We start from the raw sequence: 20,733 nt of genomic DNA on the forward strand, positions 1-20,733 counted from the left end.
GGAATGAAGCTCCAGTCCATCCAGGCCCTGCGCGGCATCGCGGCACTGCTGGTGGTCATTTACCACGCGCGGGCGCTGGAGATTGCCGGCATCGCGCGTGGCGGAAGCTCTGAACCTGCCTTGATCGGCGGACTGTTCGCCAGCGGGTTTGCAGGGGTCGACTTGTTTTTCGTCGTCTCCGGCTTCGTGATGGTTTGGGTCACGCGGGACGTGCTGCCGGGCCGGACAACGAGCGCCGACTTCCTCTTCGCGCGGGTCACGCGCATCTACCCGGTCTGGTGGGCGGCGGCCACGCTGGGCCTGATTTACATGGTCCTCAGCGGGGGCGTCGCACTGTTCAATTCCAGCGGCGCGGCAATCACCCCGGACACGCCGGAATACCAGTACCTGTGGAAGTCCTACCTTCTTGTTCCTCAGGCGGAGTATCCGGTACTGTTGATCGGCTGGACCCTGATCCATGAAGTCTACTTCTACCTTGTCTTTGCGCTCCTGCTGTTCCTGCCGCGCGGCGCTTTGCCCTACGCGCTGCTGATCTGGGGTATCGCTATTGTCGGCGCCTCGCTGGCGGGACTGCCCACGCCGATCGCGAAGGATCTGCTCACGCTCGCGGTGCATCCCATGACGATGGAGTTTATCTTTGGCGCGACCGTCGGGCTGGTCGTGACCAGCGGGTTGTTCTGGCGCCCGGGCATCGTCCTGATGGTTGCGACGCTCTGGCTCGTTGCCGCGCTCGGACTGCAGGGAGAACCAACGCCCTACACGTTGCAGTGGGGCCGGGTTCTGGAGATCGGCCTGCCCTGCGCGCTCCTGATTTACGCCGTAGCCGCCCTCGATGTTCAGGGCCGCCTGGCATGGCTGGTCCCGGCTCTGGTCGGGGCCGTTCTCTCGATATTCGTGTTTCAGCTGTTTGAACTTGTGCCCGCCTCGCCACTGGATTTGCGTCAGGGCGCTGTGATCCTTTCGACCCTGGTGGGCGGGATCGGCATCCTGGTCACGCTCTGGATCGGCTGGCTGCTTGGTCAGGCGCGCCCCGGATGGCTCCTCCAGGCAGCGCCCCTATGGCGGGGGCTTCTCGGCGCAACCACACGGGCCGGCGACTGGTCCTATTCCATTTACCTGTTTCATCTCTTCGCCCTCGGCATCATCCAGCGGCTGATGCTGCGAATTGAAGAGGAGGGCAGCCTGGCCACCTACCTGCGTCTCGGCACAACCGGAATCGGCGATAACCTCGTCTTCCTGATCGGCGGCCTGGTGGCGGCGCTTCTGGCGGGCTGGCTCGGCTACGTCACGATCGAGAGGCCGTCTGTATTTGTGTTCAATGCGCTCCGGCGGAAACTGTTCCGCCGGAGCCTTTGAACGCGGTTACTCTGCAGCGATCTGTTCCGGCAACGGCGCGGTCCATTTCAGCACCGGCTTGCGCGCGGCGCGCGTCTCGTCGAGCCGCTTGGCCGGCGCGAGGTAAGGCGCCCCCTTCAGCGTCTCGTCGCCCTGCGCCGCGCGGCGAGCAATCGACTCCAGCGCGTCACAGAACCGGTCAAGCTCGGCCTTGGACTCGGTCTCCGTCGGCTCAATGAGCATGGCGCCATGCACCACCAGCGGGAAATACATCGTCATCGGATGATACCCCTCGTCGATCAGCGCCTTGGCAATGTCGATCGTCTCGATGCCATCTGCCGTGAACGCATCCGAGAACAGCGCCTCGTGCATACAGAAGCCTTCGAAGGCAGGTGTCATCACATGTTTGAGGCGCGCCTGAATATAGTTGGCATTCAGCACGGCGTCCTCGGCCACCTGCTTCAGCCCGTCCGCGCCGTGGCTCAGCATATAAGTCAGCGCACGGACGAACATGCCCATCTGGCCATGGAAGGCAACCATCCGGCCGAACGAATCCTTCGCGGCGCCTTCGGTCTGCTCGACGAGGCGGAAAAAGCTGTCCTCGTCTTTGATCACAAACGGCACCGGCGCGAAGGGCGCCAGCGCCTCCGAGAACACCGTCGGGCCCGAGCCCGGGCCACCGCCGCCATGCGGCGTTGAGAAGGTCTTGTGCAGGTTGATGTGCATCGCATCGACGCCAAGGTCGCCCGGGCGGACGCGGCCGACGATGGCGTTGAAATTGGCGCCGTCGCAGTAGAAATAGCCACCTGCCGCATGGATCAGGTCGGCAATGTCCTTGATGTCAGTTTCGAACAGGCCGCAAGTATTGGGATTCGTCAGCATGATGCCGGCGATGTCATCCGTACGAGCCAGCTTGGACTTCAGGTCCGCCATGTCGACACGCCCGCGCTTGTCGGCCTTGATCTCGTCGACAATGAAGCCGCACTGCACGGCCGTTGCCGGATTTGTTCCGTGGGCGGATTCCGGCACGAGAACGCGCTTGCGGCTCTCGCCTTCGCCGCGGGCGATCAGAGCCTGGCGGATCGCCAGCATCCCGCACAGTTCGCCATGCGCGCCCGCCTTCGGGCTCATCGCCACCGACGGCATACCCGTCAGCGTCTTCAGCCATGTGGCAAGCTCGTCGATCAGCTCCAGCGCGCCCTGGACGGTCGCCTGCGGCTGCAGCGGATGGATGTCCGCAAAGCCTGGCAGGCGCGCCATCTTCTCGTTTAAGCGCGGATTGTGCTTCATCGTGCAGCTGCCCAGCGGGAAGAGGCCGAGGTCAATAGCGTAGTTTTTCTGCGAAAGGCGCATGTAGTGGCGCACGGCCTGCGGCTCGGACAGCCCAGCGAGGCCGGTATCTGCCTTACGTTTGACGCCGCCAAGGCGGTCCTTCAGGCCCCTCGGCGTCGGCAGGTCGACGCCGGTCGTCTCGGGCGTGCCGATTTCGAACAGCAGGTCTTCACGCTGGAGAAGCCCTCGCGATCCGGAAACCGTATCGATGACGGGGGTAGAAACAGCAGCCGGCGCAGTGGGGCGGCCTTGGGTGTTCATGCTCATCAGATGATCTCCTTCAGCGCCGCTGCATATGCCGCAATATCGTCCGGTGTCGTACATTCCGTAGCCGCGACGAGGATGACGTCACCCAAGTGATCGCGCGGGTACAGGCGCGAGGCGCGCACGCCGCCAACAACACCGGCTTCGTCGAGCATCGCCAGAACCGCCTCGGCATCGACCGGTGTGCGGATTGCAAACTCGTTGAAGAAACGCGGCGTCAGCACCTCGACGCCCTTCATCGCGCCGAGCGTGTCGGCAAGTTCGCAGGCTGCCTCGTGGTTCAGTTCGGCGAGCTGTTTCAATCCCTTGCCGCCCAGAAGTGTCATGTGCGCCGTGAAGGCCAGCGCGCAAAGTCCCGAGTTCGTACAGATATTCGATGTCGCTTTGTCGCGGCGGATATGCTGCTCGCGCGTCGACAAGGTCAGCACGAAGCCGCGATGGCCGTCCGCGTCTACCGTCTCGCCGCAGAGGCGACCCGGCATCTGGCGGACCAGCTTCTCGCGGCAGGCAAAGAGGCCGACATACGGTCCGCCGAAGTTGAGGCCATTGCCGATGGACTGGCCCTCGCCGGCCGCGATGTCCGCGCCCATTTCACCCGGCGGCATGACAAGACCAAGGCTCACCGCTTCGGTGAACACAGAGACCAGAAGCGCACCTTTCTCGTGCGCGGATTTTGCGACGCTTGTCAGGTCGGTCACCGTACCGAAAACGTTCGGGCTCTGGCCGATGACGCAGGCGGTTTCGCCGTCCACGGATTTTCCCAGTTCACCTTCGCCATCAATCGCCACCGGCAGCTGCATGACCGTCAGGCCCTGCGCCTCGCAGAGGAGGCGGGTTGCCGCGGCATAGTGCGGATGCAGGCCGCCCGAAAGGATCACCTTCCTGCGCTTTGTCACGCGGGCCGCCATCACGGCGGCTTCGGCGCAGGCGGTGGAGCCGTCATACATCGAGGCATTGGCGACATCCATCGCGGTCAGCGCCGACACCTGGGTCTGGAACTCGAACAGCGTCTGCAGCGTGCCCTGCGCGATCTCCGGCTGGTAGGGCGTGTAGGTCGTCAGGAATTCCGAGCGCTGAATGATCATGTCAACCGAGGCCGGGACATGGTGCTTGTAGGCGCCTGCGCCAACGAAAAACGGGCCCGACGAGGCCGAGCGATTCTTCGCTGCCAGTTTCATCATGTGGCGCTCGACGGCGAGCTCTCCCTGATGGTCCGGCAGACCGGCGATCTTGGCCTTCAACCGGGCGGACTTCGGAACATCCGTATAGAAATCTTCTGCAGACTTTGCGCCAATGGTGGCGAGCATGCTCGCCCGGTCTTCGGGTGTAAGGGGGAGATAACGCATGTGGGTTCAGAGCCCTTCGCAATAGGCCGAATAGGCGGCCTCATCCATCAGCCCGGACAGCTCTCCGGAATCGGTGAGCTTTACGCGCACGAACCAGGCGTCGCCCTCGGCGGCGTCATTCACCTTCTCGGGCGCCTCGGACAGCGCCGAATTCACTTCGAGCACGGAACCCGACACCGGCGCATAAACATCCGACGCCGCCTTGACGCTTTCGACGACCGCAAAGTCATCCCCGCGCGCAAACTTCGCGCCCGTCTCCGGCAGTTCGACATAGACGACATCGCCGAGTTGGCCGGCAGCGTAGGACGTGATGCCGACCGTGCCGGTGTCGCCCTCAACGCGGATCCATTCATGGTCCTTGGTATAATAGATGGTCATCAGGTTTCTCCTTGAACGGACTAGCGTTTGTAACGGGTGGGAATGAAAGGAAGGCTTGCGATCTCGGCGGGGCGGGCCTTGCCGCGCACCATCAGGTCGATCTTTGTGCCGGGCGCCGCATGGGCCGCGTCCACATAACCCATGGTCACCGGCGCATCGATGCTGGGCCCGAAGCCGCCGGACGTGACAACGCCCACGGCCGCGCCGCCCACGAAAATCTCTGTGCCCTCGCGCGCCGGGGCGCGCTCCAGCGGCCGGATGCCGACACGCCTGCGTGCCGGACCGTCCTTCAGCTCTCGGAGGATGCGCGCCGCGCCCGGGAAGTCACCCGCCTCGCGGCGGCGTTTCTGGATCACCCAGGCAAGATCTGCCTCGACCGGCGAAATCTCCGGCGAGAGGTCATGCCCGTAGAGACACAGCCCCGCCTCAAGCCGCAGCGAATCGCGCGCACCAAGCCCGATCGGCCGCACGCAGGGATCATCCAGCAACAGCCGCACAAGCTCGGCGCCTGCCGCCGCGCCGCTCCACACTTCATAACCGTCCTCGCCCGTATACCCGCAGCGCGAGACCACAAAGGTCTCGCCATGCATCACGATGCGGCGGCTCTCCATGAACTTCAGGTCCGCGCAGGCCGGGAAATAAGCCGACAGCACCTTCTCCGCCTTCGGTCCCTGCAGCGCGAACAGCACACCATCATCGGCGCGCGTCAGCACGGCCCTGCCAGCCAGTGCGCTCTCGAAAATGCCCCAGTCCTGATCCTTCATCGCCCCATTGACGACGATATAGAGCTCGCCCTGGCGATCCTCCTCATACGGACGGGTGATGATCAGGTCGTCGAGGATGCCGCCCTCGCCGTCAAGCAGCACGGTCAGCCGCGCCTGCCCGGGCTTCAGCCCTCTGATGTCCGACGGCACCAGAGTCTCGACCATCGCCGCGATCTCTGCATGCGCTGCCGGATCGGCGCGCGTGCCGGCGGCCAGCGTCAGGAAACTCGGCCCCATATGCGAGACATCGAAAAGCCCGGCTTCGCTGCGCGTCCAGAGGTGTTCCTCCTTCACGCCGTCCGGGAACTGCACAGGCATCTCGTAGCCTGCAAACGGCACGAGCTTTGCGCCATACTCCACGTGCAGCGGGTAAAGCGCGGTGCGCCGCAGGGTTTCAGTTCTTGTTTCAACCATGGCGCCATCCCAAAAGCAGACGAGCTACGGCCAAAGCCGCACGTTCGTCGCCCCCGCTGTCCTTGGCGCCTGAGAGATTCCGCCGGTCATCGACCGGCTTGCTCCTTCGGCGAGGCATAATTTCAGCCTCTTTCCAGCGTGTTGATTCTCTTCCGGCCCTTTTGCCTGAGCGATTCCGGGGCGGTTGCGCCTTCGGCGGCGGCTACCGAATGCCGCTCTCTCCCGGAAGAGAATTCATGACTGGCAGCTACCCCGGATTCTCAGGCCCCGCAAGGGCCGTGCCCGCTCAGCCGGATTTGCCCGCCACCGCTGCATAGGAAGCGAGCGTTGCCATCGCCGCGCGCCACGGAAACGGTCCGTAGCTGATGCGCCGCACGCCCGCCGCCGCCAGCGCCCCGAAGCCTTCCGCCTCCGGCCCCGCCATGATGTTCACCGGCAAAGAACTCGCCGCGCACACCTCGCGAATCAGCCCGGTATCCCTCAGCCCCGGCACGAAGAAACTGCTCGCCCCCGCCTCGGCATAGGCCTTGCCGCGCGCAATCACGTCCGCGATCTGCGCGCCGTGCGTCTCCGGCTTGCCCTGCAGGCAGATATCGGTGCGTGCATTGATCCAGAAACCCGGCAGCACGCTGTCCGCCGCGGCCCGCGCCGCCCGGATGCGCGCCGCGGCGTCCTCCAGCGGCCTGAGCCCCTCGCCGTCGCCCGCCGGGTAGCCGTCCTCAAGGTTCATACCCACCGCGCCCGTGGCCACCAGCCGCCGCACGCTCTCCGCCAGGCCGTCCGGCGTCGCCGCATAACCTGCCTCGAAGTCAACCGACACCGGTAGCTCGACCGACGCTGCAATCCGCGCGGCATGCGCCAGCACCACATCCAGCGGCACCGCTTCTTTGTCCCCGAAGCCCAGTGCCCCGCCGACCGAGGCGCTCCCGGTCGCCAGCGCCGGTGCGCCTGCTGCCGCCACCGTGCGCGCCGAGCCCGGATCCCAGATGTTGACCAACACCAGCGGCGTCTCACCCGCGTGCAGCTGGTTGAACCGTTTCAGTTTCTCTACCTGTGTGAACATGGCGCGCTCCTTCGTGGCGGCCTCTTCATCCTATACCGCAAGCGACCGGGCGACCCGATTCTTGCGCGTCACGTGCCCGCCGGTTTGCCGCCGCCAAACCAGCTCTGCACCACACCCCAGGCGCTGCGCGATCCTGCCAGCGCCTTTTCCGTCGCGCGCGAGGCATGTGTCGTCAGGCCGCCCACGCGCTTCAGGAAATCGCGGATCACCGAGCCCGATTCCTGCTTCACGTCCCTCAATGCCTCCGCCGAAATCGCGCCCGCCTGCCCGGCCGACCAGCCCTTGAAGCTGCGGCAGCGGCGCTTGGCCAGATAGCCGAGCTTCAGCGTCATCATCGCATTGATGCCGCCATCCATCACCGGCCCGGCAATCAGCCCGCCCATGCGGCCGAGCAACCCGCCAATCACCTCGCCGGTCATCTCGCTCACATCCTCCAGCGCCCGCGCCGCTACCACGATGGCGGCCACATCGCGAAGGATGCGCAAGCTGCCGATCAGGTGCGGCCGGCCAAAATAGATGCGCGAGACTCGCGCCACCAGGTTCGCATTGCGCCATAGCACGATGAAGGCATCCAGCGTGCCATTCATGGAGATCGCCGTCGCGACGCCCACGCCCACGGCTTCGGCATGGATGATCGCCTCAGCCTTCCGATCAAGCGGGGCCAGCAGCGCCTCGATCTGCGTGCGCTCGAACTCTTCCAACGCTGCCGAAAGCTTCAGCGCGTCGTCGGGCGTCGCCTTCGCCGCCCGCGTCAGCAGCGCCCGCGCCTCTGTTATGCTCATTGCAATCGCCGGGCGTTCTGCCGCGGTCAGCGGGTTGGCCTGCAGCATCTGGAGATAGCGGATGTCGTAGCGCAGCCGCGCCGCCAGCGCGTCCGGCTGGGGCGCCTTCGCGTCGATCAGTATGGAGGGCGGTTTCGCCGCCACCGGCATCGACAGGAATGCCGCGAGCGGGCGCACCACCAGCACGGCCAGCAACGCCGCCAGCACGCCGACATAGGTATAGCCGAGCAGCGGGTGCACCTCGTCGAACACGCGGTAGAACAGGAATCCCTGCCCGATGACGATCAGGAACGCCGCCACGATCAGCGCCGAAACGGACCATTTCACCACCCGCCACCCTTGTGCCCACTGCGCCGCGAGTTCCCATTGCGGGGGCTCCTTCACGGCAGGTTGAACGGGAACGGTAACAAGCGCCTTGGCCATGGGTCGTGTCCTCCAACCTCTCGGGGCTAAACCCTATTGAGGTGGGGAGACTTCAGGACGGGGGCAACGGGTCCGGGACACCCGCCTCCTTCGCCCCCCGGAAAGATCAGCGCACGAGGCGCAGTTCGATACGCTTCAGTTCCCTCAGCAGGGCGAGGTGGTTCATGCGCATCCAGAACCAGATCTTGATCAGACCCACCGCGATCATCGCGAACAGGAATACGCCCAGCCAGAACACCATCAGGCGCGGCTCGGTCGCTTCGTACATCTTGAAGCCTGCCCAGACGGCGATGCCGAAAAACGCAAAGCTCAGCACAAAGGCAAAGCCGGTCCACACCATCATCGGTCCGGCGAAGGTCGAGCCGAGCTGGCCCATGAGGCTTTCACCCTCCTCGAGATTTCGGAGGAAAGCTTCGTCCTCTGCCGACAAACTTTCTTTCAGCCGGTTTTCAAAATTGGTCATGGCAGGTCTCCTTCCAGAAGGTCCTTCAGATGTTGGCGCGCATGAAAGATGCGCGACTTGGCCGTGCCGACGGCAACGCCCGTGGCCGCGGCGGTCTCGGCAAGGGTCAGGCCCTCGCTGAAATAGAGGATGGCGGCGATCCGGTGCTCGGGGCTCAGCTGGCGGAGCGCCACAAGGATTTCATGGCGCAGTGGCGCCTGCTCCGGCGCAGCGGGGTCTGGCACCACTGGATCAGAGATGAAGCGGGCGCGCCGGGCACTGAGCCGCCGGATCCGGTCAGCGCATTTGCGACTTAGAATACCGTAAGCCCAGGCCGGAAACATGGCGGGGTCAGAGAGGCGCAGCCAGCCCCGGCAGATGCCGCCCCAAGCCTCCTGCACCGCCTCGCGCGCTTCCTCGCTGTCGCCCAGCATCCGCCTTGCGGCGCGCAGCAGGCGCGGCTGCCAGCGGGCAGCCAACCGCTCGGCCGCACGCGCATCGCCTGCACGCACCAGCGTGACGAGCAGCTCGTCATAAACCCGGTCTGTTTCGCTAAGTGCCATCCCGCGCCTTACCTTTCAGAGGGATAGTCGCGCGGGAGCGCCAAAAGGTTCAATTGCGCATGCCGATTGAGGTACATCCGCTCCGGCACAATCTCGCCGATTTAGGACGTTGGGCACATTCACCCCGATCGCCTGCACGGGAGCTGCAACCGCGGGTCAACCCGCCAGTCTGGCTAGCGTCAAATCAAGCAACGCGCGAAGTCGCGCCAAGCGGCCGAGGTCGCGATGGTAGCCGATCCACACGTCGCGCTTCGGCGGTTCGTCCCCAAGGCGAAGACGTTCAACGCCGGCCAGCGTATCACCAATATCGCAAGGCAGAATGGCGACGCCCGCGCCCTCGGCACACATTTTTGCTTGGACGCTACGGCTGTTGCTTCGGAACGTCGTGCGCGCGTTCGGCAACATCTTTTGCAGCCATGTGTCGTCGGGAGTTCCGGCAAAGGTAGCGTCGAGCGCCATCAACGTGGCGCCGGCGCCGTCGCCAGCCTTGGGATGCTTCGATCCTTTGCGGATATAGGCACCATAGCGCAGCTGCAGGAGTTTGCGTGAAACGACATCGGGTTCATCGAACGGCCCGATGCGAAACGCCAGATCCGCCTCCCGTCGCGACAGACTGAGAAAGCGTTGATCTGTCCTTAGCTCGATGATGACACTCGGATGCAGCCTCGTGAATTCGGTGAGCACCGGGCTGAGCACATACCCGCCAAACCAGTCTATCGAAGTGATGCGCAGCACACCCTCAAGATGATCGGCTTGCCCCGAAATTTGACGTTGGATGGCGAGCGCTTCTTCTTCCATGCGCTCAGCGCGCGGCAGCAGCGCGGCGCCTTCATCCGTCAGGGTGAAGCCACCCGTTGTTCGCTGGAATAGTTTGTTGCCCAGCGCCGCTTCGAGTGTGCGCAGACGCCGCCCGATGGTCGGCTGGGTCTGACCAACCTTGCGAGCGGCAGCGCCGAGCGTGCCCTCGCGGGCGATGGCAAGAAAGATCCGGATGTCGCTCCATTCCATTGATCTTTGACTTATCCTGAAACGCCAAACAATTATGCATGACCTTCATGCCATATCTTAGGTTTTCATGCAATTTTATTGGGCCCACCATTGCGCCGCAGGTGACGAGAGAATGCATCTCTCGCGGAAACTCGGGCAATCATCGTGTTGAAATGGCGTGTCGCGGCTGTAGGCATCGGAAAGATGTTGCTCGTCTTGGCGACGATCATTGGCGCGATGCATTTGTTCCGGTTGCTGCTGCTGCCGCAGATACAGTCCGCCTTTCATCTGAGCGAGGCAGACACCAGTGCGGTGCGGCGCGTCGGCATTCTGCTCGTCGTCATTCTGGCCTACTGGGCCGTCGTCCGGCTGATCGAGAAACGCGCGATCGTTGAGCTGCGGTTCGCGCCGCGCGGTATTGTGCTGGGAGCGCTCTCCGGCGCGGCGCTGATTTCAGTTACGACGCTTTCGCTGTTTGCCGCCGGAATTTATGAGGTGACAGCGGTTCGGGGTTTGCAAAGCGGATTGCTCGGCGTTGGCAGCGTGATCCTGATCGCGGCCATGTTGGAGGAAGTAATGTTTCGCGGCGTATTGTTCCGAATGCTTGAAAACATCTGGGGCACGCTGCCCGCGCTATGGATACAATCGCTCCTCTTTGCTTTGCCACATCTGGAAAATGTCGAAGGCGCAGGCCTTGTCGCCTCGCTTACGACAGTGATTTCCGGGATGCTGATTGGCGCATTTTGGGCGTTGGTCTTCGTGCACACCCGCAACTTGTGGATCGTGGGCGTGAATCACGCGGCGTGGAATTTTGCAATCATACTGACCGGGTTGCCATTGTCGGGCTTAGAGGACTGGCGCGGACTGGCGCCATTCGAGAGTCGCTACAACGGCCCCGACTGGCTTACCGGGGGCGCGTTCGGACCGGAGAATTCAGCACTCACAATCGGCGTGATCGTCGTCTGTCTGGTCGTGTTGTTTCATGAGGCGCGGAAGCGCAGGCTCACAATTGAAGTTTGAGCATTTCGACTACCCTAAGCGCCGCGCGAGGCGGACTGAAACCGCTAACGACCGGTTTGGGCCGGATTGGCTCCGACAATCGATTTCGGCGTCCGGCAGAGCCGCATCAGGCCACCCATTCGGCTGTCTCACCGCCGCCAGACAGGAGTTCGCCGACAGCGGGCATTCAATATGAGCTTCAATCGAAGTGCTGGTAGCCTCAGGGTTTCGAGTCTCGATTCGTATGTCCTGCATGATGAGCCATCATGGATCAGCGACGTCAGCGACCTCAGCAACGCCCGATTCTACATCCAGCAAATCGCCCGGTTTGCACTCTAGCGCCTCGCAGATCTTCGCCAGTGTTTCGAAGCGCACGCCTTTCACCTTGCCGGTCCGCAAGAGCGAGAGGTTCGCTTCGGTGATGCCCGCGCGTTCGGCGAGATCCTTAGCCCTGATCTTGCGGCGCGCGAGCATCACGTCGAGAGTGACAACGATACGAATCACACGATCTGATCGTTCTCGGCTTTGAGGGAGGCGGCTGTTGCTTCCAGCACACTGCCGATCATCATCACCGAAGCGGCGAAGATCATCAGAGCGATGTCGAGCGGGTCAAAGCGCCAAGCGAATGCGGTGCCGCCAAGCAGCGAGATCGCGAGCGGCGCGACAAGCATTTTCAACAAGAACGCCGCAAGAGCGGACAGCCCTGCCCCGTGAAAGGCAGCGCTGGCCTTTTCAGAGAAAAAGCGCCCCGCGCAATACTCAACGAACACGGACCGGAGCATGATGACTGCGCCCACCGCCGCGATTGCTGGTGCATAGCTCAGCAGCTTGATTGCAATCGCCAGCGGGGCACCAAGCTCCGCTGCCCAAGGGGCTGGCTCAAATGTCACCAGGTAAAGTTCACCGATTAACGGGAGCCCGATCGCCGCAATGAGGAGCGGGATCAGAAATGAACTCATGACGTGCACGAGCCCAACCTGCGCGCGCGCTTTCTCGGCACGGTTTTCCACACTGCTTACCATACGAGCCCCTTGTTTCAGCTTTGATCCGCGCCGCGGCTTCGATCACACGGCAGAGCACCGCCCCAAGCGAGGCAACCCAATGAGACCGGATAATCAAGTAATACGATAATCCATTATCGTTTTACAGTAATTTCGTCAAGGCCCCGGACAGCTGGGCAAATCCTCGACGCATCCGCTCAGGGGCCAGGCTCGCTTCCGCAATCGGTTTCGGCGCCCAGCACGGTCACCCCAGCCCCTTCGTTCAGCCACCTCAGGGGAACTAGGCGGGAGATCGCCGAAAGCGGTCATCGTCCCCATGTCCCCAAATGCCGGTTCATGTGCAATTTAAAGATTGAAGTGCGGGCCAACCGGCGTCCCGTCAGGAGGAAAGAGGTCGCTCGGGAAATCTGAACAGCATGGCTAGGTGAGATATCTGCCTGCAGATCGGCTATTTTGCCGAGCACAGGAGACGACCATACCCAGACGACGCCGCCGGAACCATAGTCCGGCTTTCAAAGCGAAGGTGGCCCTTGCCGCCCCCCCCGACCTCGCTGACTCCGGCTTCCATGTCCTCGGCATTGACGCGGCGCTGTTGATCTTGGGTCCTGACGCGACGGCTTTTACGGCGCTCTCCTGGTGTACCCGTCGTCGCAAACGCCGCTCGACCCGCCAGCGCAGGCGGTCTTGGCCCAAACACTGCCTTGATCGAGGCCCGCCGCAAGTCGCGCCCACGCGTCTTGCGCCGCCATTGCCGCGTTCGCCTATTGCGGCGGAATGGGCGGGGTCGTCCAGAACAGCCTGACCTCGTCATCCAGTCCCGTCATCTCGTAACGGATGAGGGAGATCGGGAGCCGCCCGGCGGCAAGAAAGTTGTCGTGGAATTCCCTCAGGGAGAAGCTTTCTCCAAGCTGCTGTGATCGGTCGGCAAGGAGCGCATCCATCTGCAGCTTGCCGATCGTGTAGGCGATCCCGTAGCCTGGCGGGCGGCGCAGGTAGATTTCCGCATCGACGCGCGCCACGTCCTCGTCCAGCCAAGGCGTCTTGAGGCGCATGTACGATACCGCCTCGCGGACGTCCCAGCGATTGTGCTGCATGAAAACATCGGCAGGCACGCGCGCGGCGCGGAAGATGCCGAACAGCTCAATGAACTCGTCCGCGCGCGGCGAGTGGCGCGTCGCTCCGGCCAGCATCAGCGCCTCCTCGAGGTAGGTTGCCCATCCCTCCGCACGGGCACCGTCACTGTATCGCCGTCTGATCGGCCGCGTGTCGCGCGCGGCCAGGACCGCATCGAAGCGGTGGCCGGGAATGACCGCATGCAGGTGGTCTGGGATCGGATCCCTGAACTGGATCTGCTCCCAGAAATTCGGGCCCGTCGGCCGCTCGATCCAGGGCGTGTTGCTTCCGAGCTCGCCGACAAAGTCCGGAACCGTGACAATCTCTTCGTCCGCGAGGAAGTCGCGCACAATCTCGTCGGTCTGTCTGACCTTTGCGCGCTGCTCTTCGGCGGTTGCCGACAATTCCAGTTGGGGCAGGTCGCGATTGCGGTGGCGCAGAATGGCCAATGCCGCGCTCATCCGCTCGTGCTCACGCTCGGCCAGCGTGAGCATTTCGGAAGAGGTGAGAGGGATCATCCGCACGTGCCGGATGTACCAGTCATAGCGCTCCGGCCCGACGCCTGCGGGCGCAGTCATGCGAGGCCGCTCAGCCCGCAGCCAGTCGCGAAATTCGATGATGGCGGTACGCGCAGCAACAACCTGCGGGACAAGCTCAGGCCGCTCGGCGCGGCTGCGCGCGAGCAGGTCGTCATACCAGCCAATAATTCCCGCCGGCGGCACGTCCCGGTAAGGGTGGTAGTGATTGACCCCGTCGCTGTGCCCGAGGTTGAACAGCGCCAGGTCGGCATAGTCTCCCGCCACCTCGGTGAGATTGGAGCGCGCCGACGACAGCATCGGCGCTACCGCAGCCAGCTGCGTCTCGAGGCGAAGGAGCGTCTCTTCGCCTGCCCCAAAGTCAGTGAAGGCGACGCGCATGAGGGGGTCGAGGTAGAAGCCCGGGTCGCGCTTCCACGGACGCAGCACCTCCAGATTAAAGCGGTAGCCATTGAGGAGCGACTTGACCGCCAGGAAGTCGGCCTGCTCTTCGCGCGGCCACGTCTGGACTGCCATACCCGTGAGGCGTTCCTCAAATTGCGCCAGTCCTGCGCGTTTTTCCTCCATCAGCTTGTCGGCGTAGATCTCGCCGACCCGCGCCCCTGAATCGAGCACCACGCTCGGCGTGAAGGCGGGCACCATGTATTCCTGCAATTCCTCGTGCACGGTGAGAAGGTCGCCGTAGGTGCCGCCGGGCGCGCCCTGCGCACTCGCTGCAGAGGCGCAGGCGACGAGGATGAGAAGTTTTAGGAAGTGCCGCATGATTGCCTCCGATTGTCTGAACAGGTTGCGTAAGCGATCGCGATTTGTCCAGTAGGCGAACTTAGCGGAATCGGGTCTTGTCGCGACTGGGCAGAGCGGTTGGCACTTTAACTTGCGCAAGAACCCCTTCCGATACTTCAAAACATCACCCGAGATCATCCAGCTTGCAGTGCTGATGTACACAAGAAGAGCCATAGCGTGAAATCATGACCGTCCGTAAAGGGCGAGGTCGGCTCTGACAGTCGGTTTCGGCATCCGGCAAGGTCGCCTCAGTCCTGTCATTCGGCGGCCTCTCCGGCGCCAGGCGGGAGATCGCCGATATGGGGGCAATGGAACATTCAGAAATCGCGGCCGCTTCTTTTCGTCCAGTATCCCGGCGCACATCTGCGAAGCATCGAAAGGCTGACTGGAGGTGTTGGGGTGGATGTCATCCGCTTAGGCTTTAGACGGACCGATGGCACCGAACACTGCGTCGTCCTTCGCGCATCGGGATTATCGCGGCTAGTACACTGCATGGCTTGCACGCAATATCAGGTCGCCGGGGGCGGCGCGGGGGGCGTTGAGGGTGCAGCGGTCGCATTTGCCGTGTAAGATTCCGGCTGATCGAGCCCTTCCAGATAGGGCCGCACGCCTTCGATGAGTGCGGTCACCGCGATCCCTATCAACGTGCCGATGATGATCAGCAGCGTGTCGCGAAGGCTTTGCCGGCCCGCCACTTCCCAATGGACAGACATGAAGGAACCGACTTCGAGTACCCGGCTGGTGTCCGGCGCATCCCGGCCTTCGGAAAGCTCCATGCCGCCCGCGAACCGCAGGTCGCGGTCGTTCACGATACCGGTGAAGCGATAGAGCAGACTGGGGACGGGTGTTGCGAAGTCCATGCCTGGCGGCGCCCGCTCGTCGAAGTAGAAGTCCGCGACCCGCCCCGTGAAGCTTTCAGAATGAACCAGGGACGGAACATAGCAGCGCACGATCTGCATCTCGTAAACCGGCTCTCGCCACACCGGCAGCAGGGTGTAGACATTCTGGTTGGTTTCTTCGTCCTCGGAAATGATCGCGCCGATCGATTCGCTGCGAGGAGGATCGGCTGAGCGAAAGTCTTCAATCAGGTAGCATTCTGGCGGCGCGCGGGGGCTGCTGATCAGGATGACCGGCCCGTCAGACGGGCGGACGAAAAACGAAAGGCGCGCCCAACCTTTCTTCACAGCGTCGCTGTAGGCCACCGAATACTCGAACGGATCGCCAGCGTCCAACGGCTCGGTCGTGAAGACCGCAGCCATCTGGAAGAGGCTTTTCTCGGGCAAATAGGATTCGGTTGCGATTGGATCTGGCGCAACCCGCGTCACCATGCCCGTCAGCACACCGGACACGACGAACAGCGCGCCTGCGATGGCAATCCATACAATTGAAGTTCTTCGGATCCGGAAAGCCATCCCTCGCCTTCAGCCAGCGCGTGTTGCGGCGAAAAAATTGAAGTAGGGCCCCCGCCGCTCGGGCCGTTCACTCCCTTTTGCCGGCCAGTTTCATGGCCAGACGAGCTCTATCCTCGCCTCACGAAAGTGATTGAACGCTGATGAATGTGTGCCCGGTATTGCGTCCGCCAGCAACCCGAATTCAAAGTTTGACAATGACGGGAATGGGTCAGGTCGGCTCTGATAATCCCGTTCGGCGTCTGGCGGGGTCGCCGCAATCCTGTCGCACAGTCATATCATCACCGCTAGGCGGGAGATCGCCGACAACGGCCAATGTTGCGAAACTTTGGAGTACGCGAAAACCAGATGGCGGCGTGCGAATGCACGCTCCAGCCCGCCTTCCTGATCTTGCTGATCTTACTGATCTTGCGCCGCATTGCCGAGACGTGCAGAGCGTTGCCTATCGACAGGTATCCGCGAAGACGCAGTTTGTCAGTGTCTTCAAGGACCGCTTCAACCCTCAGCGATGACCCTCCCGGTTGTTGCACGCAAATCCAGATCGCCTCGCGGGAGCCGACATGAACTTCAAACACGCCCTCACGTGCGCTACGGCGGCTCTTGTTCTGGTTGCGGCGGCAGGGTGCAGCCCGGGCGCCGAGGCGCCTTCAGACGCTTCCGCACCAACATCTGTCGTGCACGCGCCTGACGCGCCCCCGGCGACAGCGGCCGCGCCGCCTTCGCCCACCGATGGCCAAAGCGAAGAAATCGCCTCCGCGCGAGAGTGGGAGGCGAAGTGGCTCAAGGATTTCCCGGAGGCGGCCAAACGCGAGGGCGGCGTCCTGACCCTTTTCACCGGGGGCACGCCCGTCGCCAGCTTCAACGATGCCAGTTCGCCCTGGGCCTTCACCGGCGCACTCAAAACGCCTGGGCCCAACGGCGAGCGCCTCTTTTTCAGGGTCACGAATGTTTACAGTGATGAAGAAGGCCGGACCGAGTGGATCGATCACTGGTTCGATCCCTCGGGCCAATTCATCCCCTCGCATGATGTTCTTGACCAAAACCCTGGCCACCAATTCATCCCCTCGAACAGCGCTTTTGGCCAAAACCCCGGCCGGACGATGATCGCGGCCGGCGACTATGTGTATGCAGACGTGGGCGTCGATCCTCACCTATCCTTGATGGATTGGTCGGGCGAGCCGAAACTCGTTTATGAGTTCAAGTCAGGCTGCTATCCGGTCAAGTGGATCAGCGACGACGAACTCGAGGCCGCCTGTCCCTATGCTTACACGGGTCTCACGACAGGGGATGACGAGATCATTCCGGCACGTGTGGTGCGCGCCGGGCCGCGTGAATGGCGCCTGCAACAGGACGGACTGCCGACCCGCAACATGCCGAACCCGCCGCAAACGGCGCCGTTCGACGAAACCGTGACGGCGGCGGAGATCGCGCCCGATCCCGGTTTCGAAGCCGCATTGTCGGAAGCCGGCTACCAGCGGCTGGACCGCTGACCACTCTCGTCGTGAGTCGCAGCGTTGCCTCACGACACGCTGCGGCTTGGCACGGCGCGCCGAAGTGACCTCAAACCCGAAGTGAAGGCCATTTCAGCAGCAAACGGAATGTCCGCAAGGGGCCACGGATGCTCTGGCGAACTTCGCGATCGACTGGCAGGATCAGCTCGGTCCGGTCATGCAAGCACCGTGGCACTCCCCGGCGGCAGATCGCCGAGAGCCGACATTGGGCGCCACTTTGACTCTGCCCCGATGATCGTCGACGTAGACCTTGGAAGACATTGCTGTATGGCCAAAACCTTCGCCGAACGCTTCTTGCCTAAGCTGCAACACCTCTAGCGCGCACGCGGCGTTTCAGAATCGCGATCCCAGCTTGAAAACTTAAACACACGGTTGCAATTCAACGTCCGCGCGGCTTACTGTAGCTTAACGACGCTGTGATGGCGCGGCTGTGCTCGGGGAGAACTAAATGACGTACCTGCGGGTGAGGTTGGGTGTTCTTTGTGCGGCGGCTTTCTTTTCGACGGGACTTTGGATGCCGACTGCGGCGGAAGACGAGCCCCTGTCAGCGGCACCTGAGCCAGGATGTTCAATGACGCCTGATGAAACACTCGCGCGCTTTACTTCAGACTTCGAAGCCGAGCTGGCGGCCAACCCTTCGCAAGTTTCCTATCGGGAGATCGAATTTGCAAAGAGTACCGTTCAAGTTCAATTGGGCGGTACGCGGGACGAATATCAGCGAGCGCATCGTCTGGGCGTCCGTGGGTTGGAAATTCTCGAACCTTATCGCGCGTGCCTTGGACCGCATTTGGCGGCCAACGAAACAGCGCTCATCGGCATGCGAGACCAAGGCCGGCGAGGTTGCGAAATGACGTCTACAGATCCCGCCTCGTGCGACCTTAACGCACCCGCCCCACCTGCCATTCTTCGCCGCAACACGGGCACGACGCCGGCAATGCAAGCTTCGGTCGATCAAGCCGTGGCCTACGAGCGCGACCGCCCGCAGCGCGAAGCCGCTGCCGAACGCGAGCGCATACGTCAGGAGCAGGAATATGCTCGCCAGCAAGAACTCGCGCAGCGAAACGCCGAACAACGAAGGATCAATGAAGCAAACGAGTTGCAAGACCTTCAAGCAATGTTCGGGGTGATTGGCGCGATCAGCAACGCCCTGGCAGCAGAGCAGACGACAAGTTCATCTTCGGGATCTAGCAGCGGCGATCCATGCAAGGGGCTGCTCGACCGACCGGGCGGCTGTGGCGTGCGCTAGTTGCGCTCATGGAGGTTTGGCAGGCGAAAACTGATCTATGCCGTGCTCGCACTAGTCTCTTAGCCAACGCCATTGCGGGCGTCGGCCGAAAATTTGACCTCTGCGCAAGTAGGAGCGCTTCACAAGGCGAGGCTAACCAGTTGCAAGACTTACAGGAGATGCTGAGCGTGTTCGTCGCTATCAACCGGGCGAAGGTTGCACGGCTGAGGCCTCTAAAAAAGGTAACGATATGAAGATTAGATCAATAATCGCTGCACTCGCAGCTCTATTCGCTTCAAGTGTCGGTCAGGCTTCGTTCGCTCAGTCTCATCTTCCAACTGGCCAGCCACGGCAGCCGAAGGAGGCCCCCAAGAGCTATGCCGAGCGTTTCATTGAGGTCAACACGCGCCTTCTGATGGAGTGCGATCGAACGATGGATGCGCTCGTCCAAAACAATGGTGATACAATCTACGATCATGCGTACACGGCGCAATGGACCGGTGGCTGTGTGGATAAGTTGAGGGACGGTTTTGGTCAGTTCACCAACGAGGACCGGCTCCTTTTAACCCCGCTCACAGGTTCGTTCCCTTCCTCGACATTTACCACTGTAAAGGTCGAGGAAGGCACACTTGTCCGTGGTCGATATGCTGGCCTTTGGTGCCGGCTTTCTCTTAAGGGAAACGGTGAGGAAAATCAGAAGCCGACAACCTGTGCCCTGAGGTCCGGAAACGTCTCCTTGGGTCAATTCGTCAAGGATGAAACCGGCTCGTGGCGGCGTGCTGATGTCTACGGAGAAGTTAGTGAGTCGCCGGAAGTCTATGCCCCTGGTTCTCTCGAAGCGGAATCCCAACGATTGATCGCAGAAGCCCGGGCGGGCTCATTCGGAGGCCCGATTAATCTTCAAGGACAGGCCGAAGCGCTGACAGATCTTGTTGCCGGCGCTAGCATCAGACTATCGACTGACGAACCCGTGCGTAGCATTCGCGGAAAGCGCGTGGCCATCGTGCTGTCGACACGTACACTCGACGATCTGCAGCGCTGGACCGCAGAGCGTGAGAAAGTCATCGAAGAGATGCAGCGCTATCGCAGCAACACGCAGTTTGAGAGCTACTTTTCGCAGTTTGTAAGCAACTCGGATCCGACGCGACTGGTGGGAGCCGCGACGACGAGCATACTCTCTGCAGGAGGTATTCCTTTTGCTGCGGACGACTTGTCTGTCTTGCAGGATGGCAGCGCTGATTATGTGCTAATTGTTGACTGGCGCTATAGCGCCCGTATTCCAACCAGCGTTCGCTCCCTCAAAGCGATGAGCATTTGTGCTCTGGAAGACCCCTGCGAGAACGATGAAATTTACGACTCTAGTGTTTCCACCTATCTGGTCACGCGGGATATGCGAGCAGCAGTGGTGCCATCATTCAGATATAGCCGCCTAACTCGATACAGTTCAGACATAAAGACCATGCGTGACGTTGCGATCCATCTCAAAAGCTTTGGCGTAGGATTTCCCGAGAAGCTCGTCTTACCTGGTATTGAATAGCCCCGCGTTTTCTAGACACCCTCGGTTTTCATTTCCTGCTGCCGTTCGAACTCGACGGGTGACAGCATCCCGTTCCTTACATACTTTCGCCTCGGGTTGTAGAATATCTCGATGTAGTCGAACACGTCCTGTCGCGCCTCTTCGCGCGATTTGTACTGACCCAGCCCCCTGATCCGGGCCGTTTATTTGGAGACTCCGTTCGCCTTTCTTTCTGGTTGTGTGGTGGTGGTCAAGGCATGCGAAGGCGCGACGCTCGGCGTCCAGCGTCAGCTTTCAGATGGTCGGCAGACATCTGAAGGCGCGAGCCGTGACGGCAGGAAGGGGCCAGCTCGGCTCCGATCGGCAATTCAGCCGGACGGCAAGGTGACTTCAATCCAGTCATCGGGATACCAAGTTCAAACCAGGCGGGAGATCGCCGATTCCGGTCATATGCGCCTGCCGCCGAACGCCCGCGACCTCGACCGACCCGTCTCGGTGAGCTAGCAGTCAATCTGATCGATCCTGGGGCGCGCGTGACCGACATCTT

General features: G+C 62.1%; 18 protein-coding genes, 1 pseudogene and 1 riboswitch. Of the genes and pseudogenes, 5 read left to right on the plus strand and 14 right to left on the minus strand.

Features of this window, described 5'->3' with window-relative positions; translation table 11 throughout:
• A partial coding sequence (locus Q0C17_RS17740; protein ID WP_291209234.1) for an acyltransferase occupies positions 1–1,356 on the plus strand: 1,356 nt, incomplete at its 5' end.
• 6 nt (positions 1,357–1,362) lie between these two features.
• Here the strand turns inward: Q0C17_RS17740 and gcvPB are convergent.
• The 9 genes from gcvPB to Q0C17_RS17785 all read right to left on the minus strand — a co-directional run bounded on the left by gcvPB (position 1,363) and on the right by Q0C17_RS17785 (position 10,114).
• The gene (gcvPB, locus tag Q0C17_RS17745) at positions 1,363–2,934 is read right to left on the minus strand and encodes an aminomethyl-transferring glycine dehydrogenase subunit GcvPB (protein WP_291209236.1); all 1,572 of its coding nucleotides are present in this window, start codon (positions 2,932–2,934) and stop codon (positions 1,363–1,365) included.
• Positions 2,934–4,277 carry an aminomethyl-transferring glycine dehydrogenase subunit GcvPA gene (gene gcvPA, locus Q0C17_RS17750; RefSeq protein ID WP_291209238.1) on the minus strand — a complete coding sequence of 448 codons (1,344 nt, stop codon included), beginning with the start codon at positions 4,275–4,277 and terminating at the stop codon, positions 2,934–2,936. The genes gcvPB and gcvPA overlap by 1 nt, the downstream gene beginning before the upstream one ends.
• Positions 4,278–4,283: 6 nt before the next feature.
• Entirely contained in the window at positions 4,284–4,655 is a 372-nt protein-coding gene (gcvH, locus tag Q0C17_RS17755) for a glycine cleavage system protein GcvH (protein ID WP_291209240.1), read from the minus strand.
• Positions 4,656–4,675: 20 nt separating this feature from the next.
• Positions 4,676–5,833 carry a glycine cleavage system aminomethyltransferase GcvT gene (gene gcvT, locus Q0C17_RS17760; protein WP_291209242.1) on the minus strand — a complete coding sequence of 386 codons (1,158 nt, stop codon included), beginning with the start codon at positions 5,831–5,833 and terminating at the stop codon, positions 4,676–4,678.
• 143 nt (positions 5,834–5,976) lie between these two features.
• Positions 5,977–6,068, minus strand: a riboswitch (glycine riboswitch).
• A gap of 51 nt (positions 6,069–6,119) precedes the next feature.
• A complete protein-coding gene (locus Q0C17_RS17765) occupies positions 6,120–6,896 on the minus strand; it encodes an isocitrate lyase/phosphoenolpyruvate mutase family protein (protein WP_291209243.1) in 777 nt (258 codons plus the stop codon).
• A 68-nt stretch (positions 6,897–6,964) separates the two neighbouring features.
• Positions 6,965–8,101, minus strand: a complete 1,137-nt coding sequence (locus Q0C17_RS17770) for a DUF697 domain-containing protein (protein WP_291209245.1) — start codon at positions 8,099–8,101, stop codon at positions 6,965–6,967.
• Between the two features lie 106 nt (positions 8,102–8,207).
• Complete coding sequence (locus Q0C17_RS17775) at positions 8,208–8,564, minus strand: DUF6768 family protein (RefSeq protein ID WP_291209247.1); 357 nt, start codon at positions 8,562–8,564, stop codon at positions 8,208–8,210.
• Positions 8,561–9,106 (minus strand): sigma-70 family RNA polymerase sigma factor, encoded by a 546-nt coding sequence (locus Q0C17_RS17780; protein ID WP_291209248.1) that lies wholly within the window; start codon positions 9,104–9,106, stop codon positions 8,561–8,563. The genes Q0C17_RS17775 and Q0C17_RS17780 overlap by 4 nt, the downstream gene beginning before the upstream one ends.
• Positions 9,107–9,262: 156 nt before the next feature.
• The gene (locus tag Q0C17_RS17785) at positions 9,263–10,114 is read right to left on the minus strand and encodes a LysR family transcriptional regulator (protein WP_291209250.1); all 852 of its coding nucleotides are present in this window, start codon (positions 10,112–10,114) and stop codon (positions 9,263–9,265) included.
• A 183-nt stretch (positions 10,115–10,297) separates the two neighbouring features.
• Here Q0C17_RS17785 and Q0C17_RS17790 point away from each other — a divergent pair, with 183 nt between their 5' ends.
• Complete coding sequence (locus Q0C17_RS17790) at positions 10,298–11,113, plus strand: type II CAAX endopeptidase family protein (protein WP_291209252.1); 816 nt, start codon at positions 10,298–10,300, stop codon at positions 11,111–11,113.
• A 243-nt stretch (positions 11,114–11,356) separates the two neighbouring features.
• On the opposite strand, the gene Q0C17_RS17795 is transcribed toward Q0C17_RS17790, so the two are convergent.
• The 4 genes from Q0C17_RS17795 to Q0C17_RS17810 all read right to left on the minus strand — a co-directional run bounded on the left by Q0C17_RS17795 (position 11,357) and on the right by Q0C17_RS17810 (position 15,937).
• On the minus strand, positions 11,357–11,593 hold the full coding sequence (locus Q0C17_RS17795) for a helix-turn-helix transcriptional regulator (protein WP_366914864.1): 237 nt from the start codon (positions 11,591–11,593) through the stop codon (positions 11,357–11,359).
• Positions 11,593–12,102 carry a hypothetical protein gene (locus Q0C17_RS17800; protein ID WP_291209254.1) on the minus strand — a complete coding sequence of 170 codons (510 nt, stop codon included), beginning with the start codon at positions 12,100–12,102 and terminating at the stop codon, positions 11,593–11,595. The genes Q0C17_RS17795 and Q0C17_RS17800 overlap by 1 nt, the downstream gene beginning before the upstream one ends.
• Before the next feature lie 752 nt (positions 12,103–12,854).
• Positions 12,855–14,699: a DUF885 family protein gene (locus Q0C17_RS17805; protein WP_291209255.1), complete on the minus strand. Its 1,845-nt coding sequence runs from the start codon at positions 14,697–14,699 to the stop codon at positions 12,855–12,857.
• Between the two features lie 335 nt (positions 14,700–15,034).
• Entirely contained in the window at positions 15,035–15,937 is a 903-nt protein-coding gene (locus tag Q0C17_RS17810; protein ID WP_291209257.1) for a hypothetical protein, read from the minus strand.
• Between the two features lie 557 nt (positions 15,938–16,494).
• Here Q0C17_RS17810 and Q0C17_RS17815 point away from each other — a divergent pair.
• The 3 genes from Q0C17_RS17815 (at position 16,495) to Q0C17_RS17825 (ending at position 20,207) form a co-directional block, all read left to right on the plus strand.
• Positions 16,495–17,424 carry a hypothetical protein gene (locus Q0C17_RS17815; protein ID WP_291209259.1) on the plus strand — a complete coding sequence of 310 codons (930 nt, stop codon included), beginning with the start codon at positions 16,495–16,497 and terminating at the stop codon, positions 17,422–17,424.
• Between the two features lie 592 nt (positions 17,425–18,016).
• A complete protein-coding gene (locus Q0C17_RS17820; protein WP_291209260.1) occupies positions 18,017–18,691 on the plus strand; it encodes a hypothetical protein in 675 nt (224 codons plus the stop codon).
• Positions 18,692–19,103: 412 nt separating this feature from the next.
• Positions 19,104–20,207: a hypothetical protein gene (locus Q0C17_RS17825; protein WP_291209262.1), complete on the plus strand. Its 1,104-nt coding sequence runs from the start codon at positions 19,104–19,106 to the stop codon at positions 20,205–20,207.
• Between the two features lie 11 nt (positions 20,208–20,218).
• On the opposite strand, the pseudogene Q0C17_RS17830 reads toward Q0C17_RS17825, so the two are convergent.
• Positions 20,219–20,362: pseudogene (locus Q0C17_RS17830) on the minus strand (IS3 family transposase); the annotation flags it as partial.
• Positions 20,363–20,733: the final 371 nt, after the last annotated feature.

It is taken from the genome of Hyphomonas sp., from assembly GCF_022844445.1.
Classification (GTDB): domain Bacteria; phylum Pseudomonadota; class Alphaproteobacteria; order Caulobacterales; family Hyphomonadaceae; genus Hyphomonas.